A 20545-nucleotide genomic window follows, 5' to 3' on the forward strand; every position below is an offset into this window, starting at 1 on the left:
TTCTTTTTCCGTTCGCCCTCGGCAGGCGTTAGGAGGCAACCGGTTTACGGTATAAAAACCATTGTTGAACAATCTGGACAAGATTGCTTACCACCCAGTACAGACCCAGCCCGGCCGGAAAGCGTAAGGCCATAAAGCCGATAACGAGAGGCATGGTCAGCAGCATCATTCTGTTCTGAGCGGTGGATTGGACCATCGTCTGCTGCGACGAAACGAAAGTGGTAATTGCCGCGAGAACCGGAAGGATATAGAACGGGTCGCTGGCGGCCAAATTATTTATCCACAGGAAACCCGGCTGGCCGACATAGCTGATATCCCTTATCGTGAAAAAAATGCCGGTCAGAAAAGGCATCTGAATCAGCAGCGGCAGGCATCCGGCCAGAGGATTGACACCTGCCTTCTTATAAAGGCCGGCGACTTCCTGCTGTAACTTCGTCTTGTCACCCTTGTATTTCTCCTGCAGGTCCTTCAGCTTCGGCCCCAGCTCCTTCATCGCCTGCATCGATTTTACCTGCTTGATCGTCAAGGGGAAAAGCAGCACCTTGATAGATACTGTCAGCAGGATAATAGCCACTCCGTAGTTCGGAAATCCCAGCCTGAGGGTAAGATGATAAAAAAAAGTCAACGCCGTATGCATCACTCCACTGAAAAAACCGAACAAAAAATACACTTCCTTTACGCTGACAAAATTATGCTGGCGCCGGCCGCCAACATGCAGGCGACGACGCAAAAGCAGCATAGAATAGTATATTCAATAGCCGGCGGACAATTCCTGTCAACATCGGCTTGTCATATACTACTAACGCCGTTGTCCTATTCCCTCACCTTTATATCCTTCAGCCCGTAGTAGCGGATCAGCCCGCCCTTCGACACCGAATTGTTCAGCTCCACGAAATACACGTGCCGCAGCACCCGGTTCTTCGCCGTCAGCGGCTCCAGCTCCACATACGTCGCCCCCGCGGCGACCTTCCGCTCCAGGTACGCCATCCGCGCCCCGTCCTCCCGGTGGATGACGCTATACTGGTGCAGCGTGGCTTCGGCCATGGGAAAAAACAGCAGCGCCAGCACCGCAGCCAAATACTTCTTCCGCGCTCCGCTCCCCAACACTGTCTCTTTCACCTCGAGGACGGTGAACAGGCTCATCGCGCCGATTATCAGGAAAACCGCCGAGCCGTAGCCCGCCCGTCCGGGAAAGGTCGGCGCCGGGAGCATCGCCAGATTGTTGATCACCGCCAGCGCCACGCAAGCCGCTGCGAACCAGCTTACCGGAAAAGCGTCCATCACCTCCCGCCGTTTCACCTGGGCGCGTACGGCGGCTACGGCATTCTTGCCCAGCCCCAGTTTCTTGAAAGCGATCAGATATATCTGCGTGATGAGGAGCAAAAACAAGACCACCTCCTCAAGACCGGACAGAGCCTTGAAAAGCTTTGCCTTCAAAGCCGCGCTCGCTACCCCCAGCGGCACGGCCGCATTATTATACACCAGATTGGACACCCACAGCGAAACAAACGTCCCGTTAAACACCGAAAACACCATCAGCAGGGCGAGCGATATGCGGAGATAGTCCCAGAGATTCGAACGGCCGTTTCCAGTGCTTTCCGGTATTGTGACGCCCTGCCGCCGGGCATGGGCTGTTACCAGGATGCGCCACGCCAGCACCAGGAAAATCACCGTCGGGATGACGCCGAGGAAAATCTCTAGGCCGGCCGCCAGCTGATTGGTGAAATGAATGAACAGCTTCGGCCCCTTGCCGTAGCGCACGAAATTGCCCGGCGCCGCCACCAGCAGCGCGAACCCCAGCAGCGACCCCGCCAGGCCGGGCGCCATCCACAGCCGCAGCGCGCCCCGCCGCCAGGCGAGCCAGGTCAGGCCCGCCGCCGCCAGAATCATCGTCGCCGCCGTATTCTCGATCGTCCAGCTCGCCGCCACGCCGCCCAGGAACATCCCCGCGGCGGCCGGCCAGCTGTCCCCGAGCAGCGGCTTGCCGATATAATCGAAATGGTACGGCAGCAGGAAAGCGAAAATCAGCACCGCCGTCAAAAGATACACGCACGCCCCCGTCATCCACACATTCGTCAACGCCCAGTCCGGCAGACCGAACCAGCAGAAAACCATTATCAGTCCCAGAATGTAAGGATTGAAGCGCAGCGTGACCTCCCGCTGCGAATGCCAGTATATCAGCATCATCAGCGCCACGTACAGCATAGCGTTGAACGGGTTGAACCACTGCTTGCCGATCAGCAGGAAGCCGTCCAACACCAGGAAATCCACCATCCGGCCGCCGTGCTGGAAATAGTGGAGATACAGCGACCGGAAAACATCCGGCCACGACGCCAGCCGCTCCAGCGTGTTCCACACCAGCGCGTACTCGTAGTCGTCGCGGTGCAGCGGCATCAGATAATTGAGCGCGTACATATAAAAGAACAGCAGCGCCAGCATCGCCAGCGACACCATGTTCCCCCTCGTCATCTTGCCTGTTTCCTCCGCCGCCAAAGCCGTCATCCTTTCTTAGCAAACCGCATCTTTCCCCATATTTCCATCTTTTTGACTAAAATCCTTGTTGTTCTCGCATTATCTTCCCCAAATCCGTCGCCATCAGCCCAAGCTGACCGACAGGAATAAACCCACGCGCCTAGAATACCTACGCAAAAGCCCAAACAACGAGGGAGGATATGCCCGTGAGGGAAGAAATCATCGCCAAAAGCTGCTGAACGTCCCCTGAGGACGACCGTGCCGGTCGGCACGGCGAACAGCGACACCTGGAAAACTGCATGGTCTGCGGCGCCAAGCTCGTCTACCGGACCCACGCCGCCGAAATAGCCTGCAGCTACTGCCGGCGTACCTTCGCCGCCTCCGTCCTCTGCCCCGCGGGCCACTACGTCTGCGAAGACTGCCACGGCGCAGGCTTCCACGCCTTCCTCGAAAAAACCGTCCTCGCCGCCGAAGGCACAGACCCGATGGCTATCGCCGAAACGCTCCTGCGCGGCCCCTTCCTGCCGTCGCTCGGCGCCGAGCACCACGCCATCGTAGTCGCCGCGCTGCTGGCCGCCGTCAAAAACCACGGCCCCATCCCCCTGCCCGGCGGCGCCGCGCGCGCCGTCACCGACGCCGACATCCTCGAAGGCATCCGCCGCATGCGCCAGATACCCGCCTGCACCTGCGCCAACCATGGGGCCTGCGGCGCCGGCCTCGGCGCCGGCGCCTTCATAAGCATCCTCCTTGACGCCACCTGCGCCAAAGACGTCGAGCGCACCCTCGCCATGCGGGCCGCCAACGCCGCCCTGGCCGCCATCGCCGACTGCGGCGGGCCAGGCTGCTGCAAGCAGAGCGTGCGCACCGCGGTGCTCTCCGGCGCGGAAGCCCTCAAGGAACTCTGCCGGGTGCGGCTGCCGCTCAGTCACACGCGCTGCTTCCATATCAAAGACACCACCCACGGCTGCAAAGGCGTAGCCTGCCGCTTCAGCCGCTGAAAAATCCGCCGGAAAAAACGAAGCGTCCCGCCCCAAACAGGGGAGGGGACGCTCGTTTTTTTGCGAATCATTTCCCGCCTAGCCTTGTACCGACTCTCCCAGCACCTTCTCCACGAAAATCTCGACAAGCGCGGGGTCGAACTGGCGGCCTGCGCCCAGCCGCAGCTCCGCGACCGCCTCCTCGTCCGTCATCGCGCCGCGAAAGCTGCGGTAGCTCGTCATGGCGTCATAGGCGTCGGCGATGTGGATGATCCTGGCCGGCAAAGGAATCTCCGCCCCTGTGGACCCCTTGGGATAGCCGCCGCCGTCCCATCGCTCGTGGTGGGCGAGCACGTAATCCGCCATCTCCGACAAATGGTTGACCGTCCTGAGAATGCGGTAGCCGATTTCCGGGTGGCGCCTGATCTCCGCCCACTCGACCTCCGTAAGCTTGCCCGGCTTATTCAGGATCTCGTCCGCGATGGCGATCTTGCCGATATCGTGGAGCAGCCCGGCGTTGGCGAGCGCGTCCACGTCGCCGTCAGGCAGTCCGAGGGCCTCGCCCGTCCGCCGGCACAGCTCGGCGACCCTGCGCGAGTGCGCCTCCTCGATGTCGTTCTTTTCGTACAGCGCGGCGATGATCGTCGTGATCGTCTGACCGAGCATATCCGGGCTCTCGAACAGCTTTGTGCGGTACATCTGATCGTCCGCCTTCTTGACGACCTCCTCGATCGCCTCCTCGGCGGCCGTCTTCGTACAATACCCGAAGGAAAGCGACACCGCGACCGAACCCACCGTTTCCCCGGCGGCGATAGCCTTGATGCTCCTGATGACCTGCTCGGCCGCAGCGGCACCCGTGCGCGGCATGATGATCACGAACTCGTCGCCGCCCAGCCTGGCGATAACGTCGCTGTCGCGGCAGCCCCCCGTCAGCGCTGCGGCCGCCTTCACCAGCAGCTTGTCGCCCACGGCATGGCCCAGAGAATCGTTGACCAGTTTAAGGCCGTTGATATCGGCCACCGCCACCGTCATCGGCAGGTTGCCCGGCGTATCGAGCCGCAGCAGTTCGCTCTCGTAAAACCGGCGGTTATAAAGCCCGGTAAGCTGATCGTGGTTGCTCAGGTACACGATCTCGGCCTGCGTCTTCTTCCGCTCGGAGATATCGAAAAACGTCACAACCGCGCCGACGATCATGCCGTCGCGGTACTGGGGGTAAGAGAAATATTCCACCGGGAAAACCGTCCCGTCGGCCCGCCGGAAAACCTCGTCGTCGGCATGCACCCTATCGCCGTCGCGCAGCGTCTGAAAGATCCGGCAGTCCTCCTCCGCAATGTCGCTGCCGTCGCTGCGCCTGGCATGCAGCTTGCGGTGCATATTTTCCCCGATCAGCTCCCTCGACCTGCCGTACCCGAGCATCCGCAGGCAGCTGGCGTTGCAGAACGTGAAGTTGCCGTACGTATCGATACCGTAAATAGCCTCGGCGGTCGAATCCAGCAGTTGGCGGATATTATCCTCGCTGTCCCTTAGCTGCCGCACAGTCTGCTCCAGCCGCTTCGTCCGCTCGCGGATACGCTCCTCCAGCGTATGGATCAGGGCGTCGATCTGGTCGGCCATCCTGTTGAAGGCGACCGACAGCTTGCCGATCTCGTCCGGCCGCACCACCTGGGCGCGCTCGCCGAAATCGCCCCCCGAAAACTTCTCCGTCGTCCTTATCAGGTCATAAACCGGCCTGAAGGCGATCTCCGTGCTCTTCGCATAAATCAGAATAGCCAGCACGATGGCGAGCATCGCGATAAGCAGCGAAAACTGGAGGCTCTTCATGAACCCCGCCATAAACGGGCCTTTCGGGATAGCCGTGATTATCAGCCAGTTAAGGCCGTCCCGGTTGTACTCGGTCACCTTGACAAACAGCCCGTCCTTATCCGCCATCGTCGGCGCGGCGGTTCCTGACGCTTCCAGGTACCGCCGCCAGGCATCCACGACCGCCGCGTTCTCGGTCTCCGCGAGCGCGAGCCTCCTGATGCCGCCGGCGCCCTGCGGCGCAAAGTTCGGCCAGCCCTGCGAATTCGCCACCAGATAGCCGCTGTCCTTCTCGACGATATACGCCATCGCCTCCTGGCTCTTCACGACCTCGCGCAGGTAGCCGTTCATCTTCGACAGCGTTATGTGCGTTCCCAGCACACCCATGAGAGCGCCGTTCCCGTCATATATCGGCCAGGCCGCCGAAATCGCCAGATCGTCGATCAAAAAATGTTTATAGATAGGGGAAAACACCGGTCTGCCGGCCGTCTTGGCGATTATATACCAATCCCTTGTCCGGGGGTCGAATTTCTCCGTCTCGTGCACCAGCTTCCCGGCCGCAAGCTCGGACGTCACGGCGTAATAGCGGGTTCTGCCGCCGGTCAGCGCGTTGTTCTCGTACACCTCGATCTCGTCCCGCGCGTTGCGGCGCGCCCCGTAGAATTCGCCGCTCTCCGCGCCGTACGTGAAGCTGTAAACCTCGTCGCCCGTCGCCTGGAGCACACTGGCGAAAAACAGCTCGCGTTCGCGTTTATTCTCCAGAGCGATCGCCTTCCGGCCGATCAGGTTGCGGTTGGCCTCGTTGACATGGCGGGTGGCGCCGATCAGGCCGTCGACACGGCCGATAATCACGCTGTCCGTGCTGGCCTGGATCTCGGCCACCATCCGCTCGGTGGAAGATTGCCAGTTGGCGAACGCGAAATAGCCGATGATGCCGAACGTCGCCACCATCAGCGCAACGAAAGATATCACCATCAGAGACCGTAGCGAACTTCCTGTCGGCGTCAAATCGTCCCACCCGCAAAACAGTAATTTTTCCCCGAATTATGACAAAAGTTATAGCGATTCTACAATAATTATAATCTATAGCATATTTCTTTTCCAGAAATACTTCCCGCACCCGTCGCGGGACACTCTTCTCAACGCGGCAGGATTTCCGTCCCCGGCATAGTACATATAAACAGTAACAAATTTTGTCAGGGGGTTAGACCATGAAACTGTGTCTGCTGGCTGTCGCGTTCGCCGCGCTGCTGACGGTGCAGGCGGCTCACGTCTCCGCCGGCGCGGCGGATAACGACGGCGCCTATATGAGAGTCGCGATAGCAGAAGCGGTCCACGGGGTCGAACAAGGGGAGGGGGGACCGTTCGGGGCGGTAATCGTCAAGGACGGCCGGATAATCGCCCGCGCCCACAACCAGGTGCTCGTCACCCACGACCCCACCGCCCACGCCGAAGTCCAGGCCATCCGCAAAGCCTCGTCCCTGCTCGGACGCTTCGACCTGTCCGACTGCGTGCTGTACGCCTCCTGCGAGCCGTGCCCGATGTGCCTGGGCGCCGTCCACTGGGCCAAGCTGCGCAAAGTCGTCTACGGCGCCACCCGATACGACGCCGCTGCGGCGGGCTTCGACGACAGCTACATCTACGAAGTCATCCAGGGCAAAGCCAGGGTCCTCCAGGTCGCCATGGAACGGCGGCCCGACGACGCCAACGCCACGCCTTTCGACCTCTGGAAACAGAAAAACGACAAAACGCAGTACTGAAAAAAAGGCATAAAAGAGTATAATACGATAGGCATTCTCGAATCGCAGCACGGGAAATAATAAGGCTTAGACGCAGCTAAAGCGCAGCCATCAGGAGGATTGACCAATGAACAAGACCCTCACGACCATCCTCGCCCTCATCGCCTGCCTGGCGCTCATCCTGCCCGGGTGCGCCACCAAAGCCCCGCAGCAACCGGCCCAGCCTGAGAAAAAGGCGACCCCCGCCCCCGCCGCGGTCAACGTCGGCTCCCCCGCCAACAGCAAAGCCACCTTCGAAACCTCGCTGGGCACCTTCAAAGTCGAACTCTTCGAAGACAAAGCGCCCGTCACCGCCAAAAACTTCATCACCCTCGCCGACAAAGGCTTCTTCAACGGCCTCATCTTCCACCGCGTCATCGACGGCTTCATGATCCAGGGCGGCGACCCCAAAGGCAACGGCACCGGCGGCCCCGGCTACACCATCGCCGACGAATTCGCCAAAGACCTGCGCCACGCCTCCGAAGGCGTCCTGTCGATGGCCAACGCCGGCCCCAACACCGGCGGCTCGCAATTCTTCATCACCCTCAAGGCCACCCCGTGGCTCGACGACAAGCACGCCGTCTTCGGCAAAGTCGTCGAAGGCATGGACGTCGTCCGCGCCATCGGCAAAGTCAAGACCGGCCCCAACGACAAACCCGCCACCGACGTCGTCATCAAAAAAATAACCGTCGCCAAACCGCAGTAAAGCGCCCCCTGGCGATATTCTCCTTTACACCTCCCGGACGCTGGCCTATAATTAAACCTTGTGAGACACTACATCCAAACCGCGATCAGGCCGGCGGCCGGCGTATACCTCGCCGGCTTCGCCGCCCTGGGAATACTATACGTATACGGCTACGGCATCGAACGGTTCAGGCCCGAGACGATCGGCGAAACGATGATCTCCCTGGGATACTGGGGCCCCTGCCTCTACATCCTCGGCAACATCGTCCGGCCGTTCTTCTTTTTCCCCGCCATCGTCCTCGGCATCGCCGGCGGCCTGGCCTTCGGCCCGCTGTGGGGCGCCGTCTACCTCGTCGTCGGCACCGTCCTAGGGGCGGCCCTCTGCTTCGCCGCCGCCCGCCTGCTCGGCCGCGACGGACTAAAACGGGCCTTGCCGCCCTGGCTGCCGCTCGCCGCCCTCGACGACAAAGTCGCGCGCCACGGCTTCAGAGCCATCCTGCTGCTGCGCTTCGCCCCCGTCCTGCCGTGGGACGCCGTCAGCTTCCTTGCCGGCCTGTCGGGCGTACGGTTCTGGCCCTACCTCTGGGCCACGCTGCTCGCCAGCATCCCCGGCGCGGTCGCCTTCAGCTGCTTCGGCAGCGCCCTTATGGGCCCCCTGTCCGCCGCCCTGGCCGTCGCCGCCCTCATCGCCGCCGCCTGCCTATACCCGCGTTTCCGCAGCCGCCGCGGCTGACCCCTTCACTTGCGCCAAAAGTCTCCGCCCGACGGGCCGGAGCTTTTCTTTTTTGCCCGCCGCCGCCCTCCCCGTTCGTGCCCCCCTGGCATTCCCCATCCTCCGCCCGTATCGTCCGCTCATCGCCTCCCCCGCAAAAAAATCCTGAAAGCATGGGTAAAATTTTCTTTTTATGGACTCATCGCGAAGGATTATGAGGTCATAAAGGTGAATTCTTACTGTGGTGTATTCGTGTATACACTTGTTATCCTGGTGCCCGCACGTGGCGTCAATGCTGCGTCCAACTGGTCTGGCCACCATTCCGGCCGCTCCGGTCCTGGCCGTTCCGCCAGCTGGCCCAGGTGCAATAGTACCGTTAGAAAGGATGAGAAAAATTATGGCCAAAATGAAAACCATGGACGGAAACTGCGCAGCTGCGCATGTGGCGTACGCCTTCACCGAAGTCGCCACAATCTATCCCATCACCCCCTCGTCCACCATGGCCGAGTATGTCGACAGCTGGGCTGCGGAAGGCCGCAAAAACATCTTCGGCCAGACCGTCAAGGTTGTCGAAATGCAGTCCGAAGCAGGCGCGGCCGGCGCCACCCACGGCTCGCTGCAGGGCGGCGCCCTCACCACCACCTTCACCGCCTCCCAGGGTCTTCTCCTCATGGTCCCCAACATGTACAAAATGGCCGGCGAACTCCTGCCGGGCGTCCTCCACGTCAGCGCCCGCGCCGTCGCCGCCTCGTCGCTCAGCATCTTCGGCGACCACCAGGACGTCATGGCCACCCGCCAGACCGGCTTCGCCCTCCTGGCCGAAAGCAGCGTCCAGCAGGTCATGGACCTGTCCGCCGTCGCCCACCTCGCCGCCATCGAAGGCCGCGTCCCCTTCGTAAACTTCTTCGACGGCTTCCGCACCTCGCACGAAATCCAGAAGATCGAAACCTGGGACTACGCCGACCTCGCCAGACTCATCGACCGCGACGCCCTGGCCGGCTTCCGCCAGCGGGCCCTCAACCCCAGCCGTCCCTGCATCCGCGGCACCGCCCAGAACCCCGACATCTACTTCCAGGGCCGCGAATCCGCCAACGAATACTACCAGGCCCTGCCGGCCATCGTCGAAAAATACATGGCCAAAGTCAAAGAAGTGACCGGCCGCGAATACCACCTCTTCGACTACTACGGCGCCCCCGACGCCGACCGCATGATCGTCGCCATGGGCTCGGCCTGCGAAACCATCGAAGAAACCATCGACAAACTCCTGGCCCAGGGCGAGAAGATCGGCCTGCTCACCGTCCACCTCTACCGGCCGTTCTCCATCGAGCATTTCCTGAAATACATCCCCAAAACCGTCAATAAAATCGCCGTCCTCGACCGCACCAAAGAACCGGGCAGCGCCGGCGAGCCCCTCTACCTCGACGTCAAAAACGCCTTCTACGGCAAGTCCTGGCAGCCCGTCATCGTCGGCGGCCGCTACGGCCTCGGCTCCAAGGACGTCGTCCCGGCGCAGATCGTCGCCGTCTACGAAAACCTCAAAGCCGCCCAGCCCAAAGACGGCTTCACCATCGGCATCGTCGACGACGTCACCGGCACCTCGCTGCCGCTCGGCGCCGACATCGACACCACTCCGGCCGGCACCCGCGCCTGCAAATTCTGGGGCCTCGGCTCCGACGGCACCGTCGGCGCCAACAAAATGGCCATCAAAATCATCGGCGACAAAACCGACCTGTTCGCCCAGGGCTACTTCGCCTACGACTCCAAGAAATCGGGCGGCATCACCGTCTCCCACCTGCGGTTCGGCAAAAAGCCCATCAAATCCCCCTACCTCATCAACAAAGCCGACTTCATCGCCTGCCACAACCAGTCCTATGTCGCCAAATACGACGTCATAGCAGGCCTCAAGCCCGGCGGCACCTTCCTCCTCAACTGCATCTGGGACGCCCAGGAACTCGACGCCCAGCTGCCGGCGGCCATGAAGCGCTACATCGCCAACAACAACATCAAATTCTACACAATCAACGCCGTCAGCATCGCCCGCGAAATCGGCCTCGGCGGCCGCATCAACATGATCATGCAGTCCGCCTTCTTCAAACTCGCCGACATCATCCCCGTCGAAGACGCCGTCAAGTACCTCAAAGACTCCGTCACCGACGAATACGGCAGCAAAGGCGACAAAATCGTCAACATGAACTTCGCCGCCATCGACCAGGGCACCAGCGCCATGGTCAAAATCGACGTCCCCGCCGCCTGGAAAGACGTCAAGGACGCCGTCGCCGCCGCCAAAGCCGTCCCCGAATTCATCAGCAAAGTCGTCGTCCCCATCAACCGCACCGAAGGCGACAGCCTCTCGGTCGGCGTCATCAAAGAAATGGGCATGACCGACGGCACCTTCCCCTGCGGCACCTCCGCCTACGAAAAACGCGGCATCGCCGTCGAAGTCCCCGAATGGCAGCTCGACAAATGTATCCAGTGCAACCAGTGCGCCTTCGTCTGTCCGCACGCCTGCATCAGGCCCGTTCTCGCCAATGACGACGAAATGAAGAAAGCCCCCGCCGGCTTCACCGCTAAACCGGCCACCGGCGCCGCCGGCCTGCAATTCCGTATGGCCGTCTCGCCGCTCGACTGCACCGGCTGCGGCAACTGCGTCCAGGTCTGCCCGGCCAAGGAAAAAGCCCTCGTCATGCAGCCCCTCGACAGCCAGATGCCCCAGCAGGACCTGTGGGACTACGCCATGAGCCTGTCCGTCAAGCCCAACCCCATGAACAAAGAAACCGTCAAAGGCAGCCAGTTCGAAACCCCGTACCTCCAGTTCTCCGGCGCCTGCGCCGGCTGCCTTGAAACAGCCTACGCCCGCCTCGTCACCCAGCTCTTCGGCGACCGCATGATGATCGCCAACGCCACCGGCTGCTCCTCCATCTGGGGCGCGTCCGCGCCGTCCATGCCCTACTGCACCGACAAAAACGGCTTCGGTCCGGCCTGGGCCAACTCCCTCTTCGAGGACAACGCCGAATACGGCCTCGGCATGTACACCGCCGTCAAGCAGATCCGCGAGCGCCTGGCCGGCAAAGTCGCCGAAGCCGTCGCCGTCTCCTCCGGCGACCTCAAAGCCGCCCTCCAGGAATGGCTCGACAAAAAAGACATCGGCGCCGGCACCCGCGAGCGGGCCGACAAGCTCGCCGCCGCCCTCGAAGCCGCCAAAGGCGCCAATCCTCTCTACGCCGAAATCCTCGGCTACAAAGACTCCTTCCTCAAACGCTCCCAGTGGATCTTCGGCGGCGACGGCTGGGCCTACGACATCGGCTACGGCGGCCTCGACCACGTCCTCGCCTCCGGCGAAGACGTCAACGTCTTCGTCTTTGACACCGAAGTCTACTCCAACACCGGCGGCCAGTCCTCCAAGGCCACGCCCACCGCGGCCATCGCCCAATTCGCCGCCAGCGGCAAGCGCACCAAGAAAAAAGACCTCGGCATGATGGCCATGAGCTACGGCTACGTCTACGTCGCCCAGGTCTGCATGGGCGCCGACCGCGCCCAGACCCTCAAAGCCATCGCCGAAGCCGAAGCCTATCCCGGCCCGTCGCTCATCATCGGCTACTCGCCCTGCATCAACCACGGCCTCAAGCTCGGCATGGGCAACAGCCAGCTCGAATGCAAGCGCGCCGTCGAGGCCGGCTACTGGGCCAACTACCGCTACAACCCCGCTCTCAAGGAAATGGGCAAAAACCCCTTCAGCCTCGACTCCAAGGCGCCCACCGCCGACTTCATCGAATTCCTCATGGGCGAAGTGCGCTACGCCGCCCTCAAGCAGGAATTCCCCGACGTCGCCGACCAGCTATTCGCCAAAACGGCCAAAGACGCCGCCGAAAGGCTCGACAGCTACAGGCGGCTGGTCAAGTCCTACGACGAAGCCGTCGCCGAAGCGGCCGCCACCCAAGAAAAGAAATAAACCGGCACCAACGAAAAGCCTCAGCCCTGAACCAGGGCTGAGGCTTTTCCCATACCACCCCGCGCTGCCGCTGATAGCGCCATCGTTATTTGCTATAACAAAGATTTACATATTATTAACAGGTAACAGCAGGAGTTTCAATATTGAATTTATAATCATTATAAATTAATAATACATATGAATGCCAGACGATGCGCTTCGGCGCGGCAAAAGGAGACGGGATCCATGTTCAACATCTTCAGGAAAAACGCGCCCTGCGAGGAAGCCCTGTGCATCCTCAAAAACGTCGAGGACAGAATTAGCGGCAAACCGGCCGACCCTATCGCGGTCGCCTACCCCATCCACCAGCGCGTGCTCGGCAACTTCGACAAACTGCTGGCCAGCGAAGCCAAAATGGCGGGCGCCTGCAAAACCATGCTCGGCACCGTCTCGGCGCTCAGCGAATTCGACGTCAGGATGACCCACTCCGCCTACAGCCTCATCAGCTTCGCCCAACAAATGGCCACCCTCAGCGAATCCAACCTCGCCATCGTCGAAGAGATCACCGCCAGCATGAACGACGTCAACGAAACCATCGGCCAGACCTCGCAGAAAATGCTGCACCTGTCCGCCGCCTCCCAGGCCCTCATCGCCAAAAACGACGCGAGCATCGTCCAGATCGGTGAAATCAACGCCCTCAAAGAAAACGTCGTCACCGACACCACCCTCATGCACGACCAGATCGGGCAGCTCGTCGAAATGACCACGCGAATCAACGACATCGTCGACGGCGTTGCCGCCATCGCCGAGCAGACAAACCTCCTCGCCCTCAACGCCTCCATCGAAGCGGCGCGGGCCGGCGAGCACGGCCGCGGCTTCGCCGTCGTCGCCGAGGAAATCCGCAAACTCGCCGACAGCACCAAAACCAACCTCAACGACATGCGCGTCTTCGTCAACAACATCCAGCAGGCCGCCCATGGAGGGCGGGAGAGCCTCGGCAACACCCTCCGCTCCACCAGCTCCATGAACGACAAGCTCGACGGCATCGCCGGCACCATAGAGGAAAACGTCGCCATGCTCAAAACGGCCGTCAAAGACGTCGACGACATCTCCACCCTCATGGTCAACATCAAAGAATCCGCCCAACAGGTCAACCAGGCCATGACCCTGTCCGCCCAGGACGCCGAAAAACTTCACGGCATGACCCAGGCCATCCACGACGACGCCACCCAGAGCGCCGCCAACGCCAAGCAGATATCCAAGATCGACGAAGAACTCAGCGGCATCGTCCGCGACATGGTCTCCGCCCTCAACGGCGGCATCCACGCCATCTCCAACGAAGAGCTCGTCGCCAGCCTCCTCAAAGCCAAGGAAGCCCACGCCAACTGGATGCGCAACCTCAAAAAGATCGCCGACGAAATGAAAGCCTACCCCATCCAGACCAACTCCAAGCGGTGCGCCTTCGGCCACTTCTACCACGCCATCACCATCACCCAGCCCGACGTCCTCCGGGAATGGGCCGCCATCGACGATGTGCACAACCAGCTCCACGGCATGGGCGACAAAATGATCGCCGCCGTCAACGCCGGCGAAGCGTACGGCGCGCATAGCCTGTACGCGCAGGCCGAAGAGCTGTCGCTGCAGATCGCCGCCCGCATCGACGCCGCCATCCGCGTCATCGAAAGCAAGGGAAAAGCCGGCGAAGCCGTATTGCGGTACGCCTGACCCTGAGAAAAACCGCCCCGCTCCCGGAAAGAGGAGGGGGCGGTTTTTTTATCCTATGAAAGATTGGCTTTTTCTCGCGACCGGGATCCAGATCTCGCTCCGGAAGTCTGGCGAAGAAAAATCCGCATGCTCGTTCCAGAGGATTTCCGGCCCCTCCGCCAGTTCGTAGCCCGAAGAAGGGAACCATTCGGCGTAGATGCGTCCCCAGACGTTCTGAAGAGTATCGGGGAACGGTCCCACAGCCGTGAACACCGCCCAGGTCGACGCCGGCACCTCAAGCGAGGTCAGGCTCTCCGGGCAGGGTCGCGTGGTCGCCACGCCGATGTAATGGTCGAGTTCGCCCTTTTCCTCCATCCGCCCCTCGGAAAAGTTCGCCGACGCCTGGATAAGTCCCCGGGGATCGACATTCGAAAGGCTTTTCAGTCTCGCGATCGCCTCGCCGTCGAGCGCTTTCCACATGGCGGCGATATCGGGGTTGACCCCCGTGAAAACGATCGGTACGCGTCTTTTGACGCCGATAATGCGGAAAGCATCCTTCTCTTCGACTCGATAGTTCATCTCGTCGCCTCCTTTTACAGTTAGTTGGAAAAACATCCGCGAATACGCCTTCAGCGCCTGGCCGCCGCTTCTGGCCTCGGACGGCGTCACACCGTGCAGCGCCTGAAAAGCGCGGGCGAAAGAATCCGGCGAACCGTACCCGTACTTGACCGCCGCATCGATCACCCTCACGTCGCTGTTCGCAAGCTCCAACGCCGCCAGGCTCAGGCGCCTGCGCCGGATATACTCCGACAGCGTCACCCCCGCCAGCGAAGAAAACATCCGCTTGAAATGATACTCCGAGCAATAAGCGCGCCGCGCCGCCTCCTTGAAATCGATATCGTCCGTCAGATTATCTTCGATATAGCGCAGCGCGTCATTCATCTTTTCCAGCATCCCCATGGGCCGTCGCCTCCTCCCACCGATAGAGTAACAGAAACGCGCGGCCGGTATCCGACATTTCGTGCCCAGTTTTGCAGGGTAGGCATGAAAAAGCCTCCCTGCCCCGTGAAGGGCGGGAGGCATTCGGTGGTGGCGCGAATAGCGCTAACCCTCCGCCGCGAACCGCGCCAGTTCCTTGTTGAACTTCTCGCGTTCATCGTAAAACAGGCCGTGGCCGCTGTACTTGAACGGCACCAGCCGCGAGTGCGCGATACCCTCGTGCTGGGCCACGCCCAGCGGAAACCGGCACACCCTGTCGTGGATACCGTGCATAATCAGCGTCGGCACGCCTATCCGGCCGAGGTCGGCGAACAGCTCCTCCTCCCCCAGCCACGCCTGGGCCACCGCCGCCGTCGACCAGCCCGCCGCCGCCAGTCCCATCTGGAAAAACCACTCCGCAAACGGCTGGGTCACATAGCGGAAAAAGAACATATCGCCGAACTCCCGCAGCATCGCCGGCCGGTCCGCGAGCGTCCCGGCGATGATCTTCTCCACATCCTCGCGCTTCAGGCCGTAAGGGAAATACGGGCGCTCTATCAGGCTGGGAGCCGCCGCCGCGCACAGCGCCAGCCTCGCCAGGCCGCAGCCGTGGCGGGCCGCGTAGCGGACCGCGATCGCGCCCCCCGTCGAATGCCCGGCCAGCGTGAAGTTCTCCAGGCCGAGCGCCTGCACCACGCACAGGACATCGTCCGCCTGCCGGTCGTAGTCGTAGCCCCCCGCCGGTCTGTCCGACCTGCCGAAGCCGCGGAAATCGACGCCCACGCAGCGGAACCCCATGCCGGAAAGCTCGCCGAACTGATACTCGAACATATTATGATTCGCCGGCCAGCCGTGCAGAAAAACGATCGCCTCCCGGCCCGCAGGGTTCACATCCTCCACATAAAGCCGCACCTCCGGCTCCGCCTTGATATAATAGCCCATCCGCCTCGCCTCCGAAATCAGTTTATTACCATCCTATTCGGCGGCTTGGCGCGCGGCTACATAAAAACACCCCCGGCCCCGATAAGGGGGCGAGGGCGCTCCGCCAGGCAAATTCCGCGCACAGCTACACCTTCGTATCGATCCTCGATGAGAACAATACCGGTCCCTTCTCGGCGCCCGGCAGCACCAGCCTCCTGATAACGTCCCTCCCCAGGATTTCGATCTGCCTTTCCGCCTGGGCGGTCAGATAAACGATTAAATCTTCCTCCGCGGTCGGCAGGTAGCTCTTTATCGTATTATAGATACAATCCCGATTGAGCATGGCAGCCTCCTGATAATCGCTTACGGGGATGGCCCGCAAATCCGCCGTAAAAATAAACAAAGCAGGCGACCGCCTGCCCGAAATCGACTATCTGTTAAATAGCCGGCGGCTTGGCAGTCATAGACACATGTCCTTAGACCCATAGCTTTGCGTCCTTATCTTTCGACAAGTTTGCCACATTCGACAAATTATAACAATTATTTGCAGTTTCATATTACTACTTAGCTATTATTAGTGTCAAGATATTTCCTAGGAGTTTTTTCCCATAAAACCAGGACTTTAGTCCTATTCGCGGGGCTGCTGGCCACCGGTTTCCGGCAGCGCTGCCAATAGCCCGCAGGATAACCGGCAGACTTACGCGAAGATAAAAATATACTCCAGGGAAAATGTGTTAAAGGAGGTAAATATATGAGAAAAGCTGTGGTTTTTGCGCTGACGCTTCTCATAATGGTCTTTACGGGATCGGTTTCGGCCGCAGAGCAAGGCGAGTCCGACTTGCAGCGGGCCTGGGAAATTATCCGCACAAAACAGCTTGTCGATCTCACGCACGCCTTTGGCCCTGGGATTCCGCACTGGAAAGGGTTTTCCGACGAAAAGCGGGAGATATTGTATACCTATAAGAAAGACGGCTTTCTGGTCCATCTGTATACTCATGTGGGGCAATGGGGAACACACGTCGACCCGCCGGCCCACTTTTTCGCCGGCAAGCGAACAGTCGACCAGATTGACCTGACAGAAATGATTCTGCCCCTCGTAGTGCTCGATATTCATGAAGCGGTTGCGAAAAATGCCGACTATACGGTGACCCTCGACGACGTGAAAGCCTGGGAAAACAAATACGGCAAAATACCGCCAGGGGCTTTTGTCGCGTTGCGCACCGACTGGCATAAACGCTGGCCGGATGCGGCCGCCATCGCCAACAAAGATAAACTCGGCGTCGACCATTATCCCGGCTGGAGCCTGGCTGTGCTCAAATACCTTTACGAAGACCGCCGAATCACGGCCTCGGGGCACGAGACCACCGACACGGACCCCGGCATCGCGACAAGCAAAGGCGATTACTCGCTGGAAGCCTACATCCTGCAGCAAAATCATTATCAAATCGAACTGATGGCCAATCTCGACAAAGTTCCCGAACACGGCGCGCTGATCGTCGTTACCTTCCCCAAGGTCAAAGACGGCTCCGGTTTCCCGGCAAGGGCCTTTGCCATCCTGCCCTAGATAAAATGCCCCCTCCACCGCCGGCTGTCGCCGGGCCGAAGGAACTCTGCCCTGCTGCTTAATAATACGCTCACATGGTAAAAGGAGGAATATTGATGTATTGTTCAAGAAAAATAGTCGCTATTCTCTGCTTGGCCTGCTTGCTTTCCAGTACTGTTTTGTTCGCGACCGGTCAGCAGGTATCCGCCTGCAGCCGGGTGCTTTCCGCCGACAACGGACAGGCTGTTCTTGTCGGCCGGAATATGGACTGGCCCAGTATGCCCGATATCGCCTTGTGGGCAATGCCGCGCGGCATACAGCGCGAAGGGCTGCCAGGCAACAATCCGCTGGTCTGGACCGCAAAGTATGGCAGTCTGGTAACCGCTTCCTACGACAATAGCAATGGGTGCGTCACCGACGGCATCAACGAAAAAGGCCTGGCTGCCAACCTGCTGTGGCTCACCGAAAGCAACTACGGACAAAGGGACGAGCGCCTTCCCGGCCTGTCCGTCGCCATGTGGGCCCAATACTTCCTCGATAACTACGCCACCGTCGCTGAAGCCGTGCAAGGCATGAGAAATGCGCCGTTTCAGGTCGTCGAGCAAATTATTCCCCGCACCACTCCTGCGGGGACAATAATGCAACCAGCCAGCCTTCACCTATCCCTGGCCGACAAATCCGGCGATTCGGCCATTATCGAATACATCGACGGCCAGCCGGTGATTTACCACGACAGGAACTATACCATCATGACCAACTCGCCCACTTTTGAAAAACAGCAGGAAAATCTGAAGCAGTATCAGGGCTTCGGGGGCGATAAACCGTTGCCGGGAACGGGAGAACCGGCCGACAGATTTGTCCGCGCAGCCTACTATATGAAGTATTTGCCGAAGCCGAAGAATCATCGCGAAGCCGTAGCCGGCATACTCAGCGTTACCAGGAACGCCTCCCAGCCTTTCAGGCTATCGGCAGACCCCCAAAAACCGTTTACCTCCTCGACGATCTGGCGTACAGTATCAGACGTGACCAACGGGTACTACTTTTTCGAATCCACAATCAGCCCCTCCATCATCTGGGCGAATTTCTCCGAGTTCAACTTAAAAGAAGGCGCCCCGGCCATGAAGCTCGATCTAACCAATAATCCCGACTACAGCGGCAACGTATCCAAAAAATTCGTCAAGGGAAACACCGCAGAACTAAAAGTGCCTAAATTTTAGTACCAATGCCACCAGCCCAAAACCTCGCAAACTACGCGGGGTTTTGGGTTTTTTTCATTGCCGGGAGGTCAACCGCGGGCGGGGGGGACCGTTGGCCTTGTGCCAATACCTTCGCGGGGGCGCAAACGCCCTGCTCCTGCCCTCCGGCTTAACGCGCCGTATGGCTCGCGGTTTCACCCACTGGCGCCGTCGTCAACTGTCGTCCGTGACAGATGACTCCTCTCGCACGTCCTGATTTCGTCACCTTATCCGCCGTCATGGCTTTTGGAGATTCCCAGCCGCCTCCTATGTGCGAGCCGTCCATGGCCGCTCGCACCCGCAAGGGGCAGGCCGCAGTTCTAAGCGCAGAGGCGCTAAGAACTTGCGCACCGCCGCGTGCTCACCCCTTCGCCGACGGCGCGTAACAAAGCGACCACATCGCCGCTAAAGCGTCGTGTGTCTGCTTTTCCGCAACGTCGCCGTTCGTTTGCGCCCCCCTTTTGTTATGCTTTGGGTAGGGACCGGGTACTCCGCACGGGAATAGCATACATTTGCTTACAGCAGGCAAAACTGATTATATAAACTGCGGGAGGTCTTGCCGTGAGCAATCAGACGCTTATGTGGTCAATATTGGTTATGCCCTGGCTTACCCTGGCTTTTATGAAAAAAGACGCCATAAAGCGCTTTATGCCTGTCGCCCTGTTATCGGCGCTCGCCAGCGTATTGGCCGTCGAGATGGGGGAAAATCTGGGCTGGTTTGTTTATGGTGAGTCTGCCTATCCGCTGCGGACAGGTTATTATATTATCTTTGGTTTAAATATCGTCACCACGATGTGGCTTTTTTACTTTCTTTACGGCCGGTTCTGGAAATATACGGCGATAGATATAGTGCTGAACTTTGGCTTCATTTATCTATTTCACGTCTATTTTCTCGGCGGTAGAGGGCTTTTTCGTGAAGTGGGCATAACCCCCTTTACGAACGCATTGATTCCCTCCGCTGTTGGTGCTTTACTTTATGCTTATCAGATGTGGCAGGAAGGAATATTCGTTCCCGCCGAACGAACCGCAACGGCCGGACACTCGCGAATCCTGCGGCCCGAAGCGGCCAAACCGCTGGACAGTGATGAACGAGACGATGACCGGCATGATTGAAAGACTTAGCCCAACCAATGAGGAGCGGGGCACCCGCTCTTTTTTCATGCCCATGGCAGGTACCGCGCCAATCGCGGCGTATACTTACATATTACCAGTATATAGGAGTGATTACCCATGGAGCATCTTTGGCTTATTTTTGCGCTGTTGTCGGCGGCGACGGCGGCGTTGGTGGCGATTTTCGGCAAGATCGGGTTGCAGGGCATCGACGCCAACACCGCCACCGCCGTGCGGGCCGTGATTATGGCTGTTTTCCTCATTGGCGTTGTCGCCTTCCAGGGGACGCTGAAGGACATTCCCGCCATCATTGCCAACAAAAGAGCCATCACTTTTATCGCCCTCAGCGGCGTGGCGGGGGCGACGTCGTGGCTGTTCTACTTCCTCGCCCTCAAGTACGGCAAGGTGTCCCAGGTCGCCCCCGTCGATAAGCTCAGCGTCGTCATGGCCACAATTATCGCCGTCCTCTTCCTCGGCGAGAAGGTCAGCCTCCTCGGCGGCGCGGGCGTCGCCCTCATAGCCCTCGGCGCCATCCTCGTGGCTCTCGGCTAGTAATCGGAATTTTGCTGCACCGTGAGGGGCCGCCAGACTCCGGGCTCCGTAGCTACAGAAGCACGCGCCGTAAGACTCGGGTCTTGCGCCGCTAGCACCGTCGCCAACTGTCGTCCGTGACAGATGGCTCCTCGCCCGGCCGTCCATGGCC

At 60.0% G+C, this 20545-nt stretch carries 16 protein-coding genes and 1 riboswitch; of the genes, 10 read left to right on the top strand and 6 right to left on the bottom strand.

Features of this window, described 5'->3' with window-relative positions; all coding sequences use genetic code 11:
* Window positions 1-28 precede the first annotated feature (28 nt).
* Together RIN56_06180 and RIN56_06185 are read right to left on the bottom strand one after the other, a co-directional pair.
* Window positions 29-637: a YidC/Oxa1 family membrane protein insertase gene (locus RIN56_06180; GenBank protein MDR7866390.1), complete on the bottom strand. Its 609-nt coding sequence runs from the start codon at window positions 635-637 to the stop codon at window positions 29-31.
* Between the two features lie 176 nt (window positions 638-813).
* Window positions 814-2502 carry a DUF6056 family protein gene (locus RIN56_06185; GenBank protein MDR7866391.1) on the bottom strand — a complete coding sequence of 563 codons (1689 nt, stop codon included), beginning with the start codon at window positions 2500-2502 and terminating at the stop codon, window positions 814-816.
* A gap of 269 nt (window positions 2503-2771) precedes the next feature.
* Between RIN56_06185 and RIN56_06190 the strand changes: the two genes are divergently transcribed.
* Window positions 2772-3470, top strand: coding sequence for a DUF5714 domain-containing protein (locus RIN56_06190; protein MDR7866392.1), 699 nt, complete (start codon window positions 2772-2774; stop codon window positions 3468-3470).
* Window positions 3471-3548: 78 nt separating this feature from the next.
* Here RIN56_06190 and RIN56_06195 read toward each other — a convergent pair whose 3' ends face one another.
* Complete coding sequence (locus tag RIN56_06195) at window positions 3549-6224, bottom strand: diguanylate cyclase (protein ID MDR7866393.1); 2676 nt, start codon at window positions 6222-6224, stop codon at window positions 3549-3551.
* 236 nt (window positions 6225-6460) lie between these two features.
* On the opposite strand from RIN56_06195, the gene RIN56_06200 reads away from it, so the two are divergent.
* The 5 genes from RIN56_06200 (at window position 6461) to RIN56_06220 (ending at window position 14076) form a co-directional block, all read left to right on the top strand.
* A complete protein-coding gene (locus tag RIN56_06200) occupies window positions 6461-7009 on the top strand; it encodes a nucleoside deaminase (protein ID MDR7866394.1) in 549 nt (182 codons plus the stop codon).
* A gap of 106 nt (window positions 7010-7115) precedes the next feature.
* Window positions 7116-7733, top strand: a complete 618-nt coding sequence (locus RIN56_06205) for a peptidylprolyl isomerase (protein MDR7866395.1) — start codon at window positions 7116-7118, stop codon at window positions 7731-7733.
* A gap of 60 nt (window positions 7734-7793) precedes the next feature.
* The gene (locus RIN56_06210) at window positions 7794-8444 is read left to right on the top strand and encodes a TVP38/TMEM64 family protein (GenBank protein ID MDR7866396.1); all 651 of its coding nucleotides are present in this window, start codon (window positions 7794-7796) and stop codon (window positions 8442-8444) included.
* Between the two features lie 376 nt (window positions 8445-8820).
* A complete protein-coding gene (gene nifJ / locus RIN56_06215; protein ID MDR7866397.1) occupies window positions 8821-12372 on the top strand; it encodes a pyruvate:ferredoxin (flavodoxin) oxidoreductase in 3552 nt (1183 codons plus the stop codon).
* A 225-nt stretch (window positions 12373-12597) separates the two neighbouring features.
* Window positions 12598-14076: a methyl-accepting chemotaxis protein gene (locus RIN56_06220; protein MDR7866398.1), complete on the top strand. Its 1479-nt coding sequence runs from the start codon at window positions 12598-12600 to the stop codon at window positions 14074-14076.
* A 48-nt stretch (window positions 14077-14124) separates the two neighbouring features.
* On the opposite strand, the gene RIN56_06225 is transcribed toward RIN56_06220, so the two are convergent.
* From RIN56_06225 to RIN56_06235, 3 genes are all read right to left on the bottom strand, one after another.
* The gene (locus tag RIN56_06225; GenBank protein ID MDR7866399.1) at window positions 14125-15015 is read right to left on the bottom strand and encodes an AraC family transcriptional regulator; all 891 of its coding nucleotides are present in this window, start codon (window positions 15013-15015) and stop codon (window positions 14125-14127) included.
* 144 nt (window positions 15016-15159) lie between these two features.
* Window positions 15160-15975: an alpha/beta hydrolase gene (locus tag RIN56_06230; protein MDR7866400.1), complete on the bottom strand. Its 816-nt coding sequence runs from the start codon at window positions 15973-15975 to the stop codon at window positions 15160-15162.
* A 124-nt stretch (window positions 15976-16099) separates the two neighbouring features.
* Window positions 16100-16297: a hypothetical protein gene (locus RIN56_06235; GenBank protein ID MDR7866401.1), complete on the bottom strand. Its 198-nt coding sequence runs from the start codon at window positions 16295-16297 to the stop codon at window positions 16100-16102.
* 101 nt (window positions 16298-16398) lie between these two features.
* A riboswitch (cyclic di-GMP riboswitch) is annotated at window positions 16399-16483 on the bottom strand.
* Between the two features lie 222 nt (window positions 16484-16705).
* On the opposite strand from RIN56_06235, the gene RIN56_06240 reads away from it, so the two are divergent.
* From RIN56_06240 to RIN56_06255, 4 genes are all read left to right on the top strand, one after another.
* Entirely contained in the window at window positions 16706-17518 is an 813-nt protein-coding gene (locus RIN56_06240) for a cyclase family protein (protein ID MDR7866402.1), read from the top strand.
* A gap of 95 nt (window positions 17519-17613) precedes the next feature.
* Window positions 17614-18714 carry a linear amide C-N hydrolase gene (locus RIN56_06245; protein ID MDR7866403.1) on the top strand — a complete coding sequence of 367 codons (1101 nt, stop codon included), beginning with the start codon at window positions 17614-17616 and terminating at the stop codon, window positions 18712-18714.
* Window positions 18715-19293: 579 nt separating this feature from the next.
* Window positions 19294-19845, top strand: coding sequence for a hypothetical protein (locus RIN56_06250; GenBank protein MDR7866404.1), 552 nt, complete (start codon window positions 19294-19296; stop codon window positions 19843-19845).
* 117 nt (window positions 19846-19962) lie between these two features.
* Window positions 19963-20394, top strand: a complete 432-nt coding sequence (locus tag RIN56_06255) for an EamA family transporter (GenBank protein ID MDR7866405.1) — start codon at window positions 19963-19965, stop codon at window positions 20392-20394.
* The last annotated feature ends 151 nt before the right edge of the window (window positions 20395-20545 follow it).

It is taken from the genome of Sporomusaceae bacterium, assembly GCA_031460455.1.
GTDB lineage: Bacteria > Bacillota > Negativicutes > Sporomusales > UBA7701 > Anaeroselena.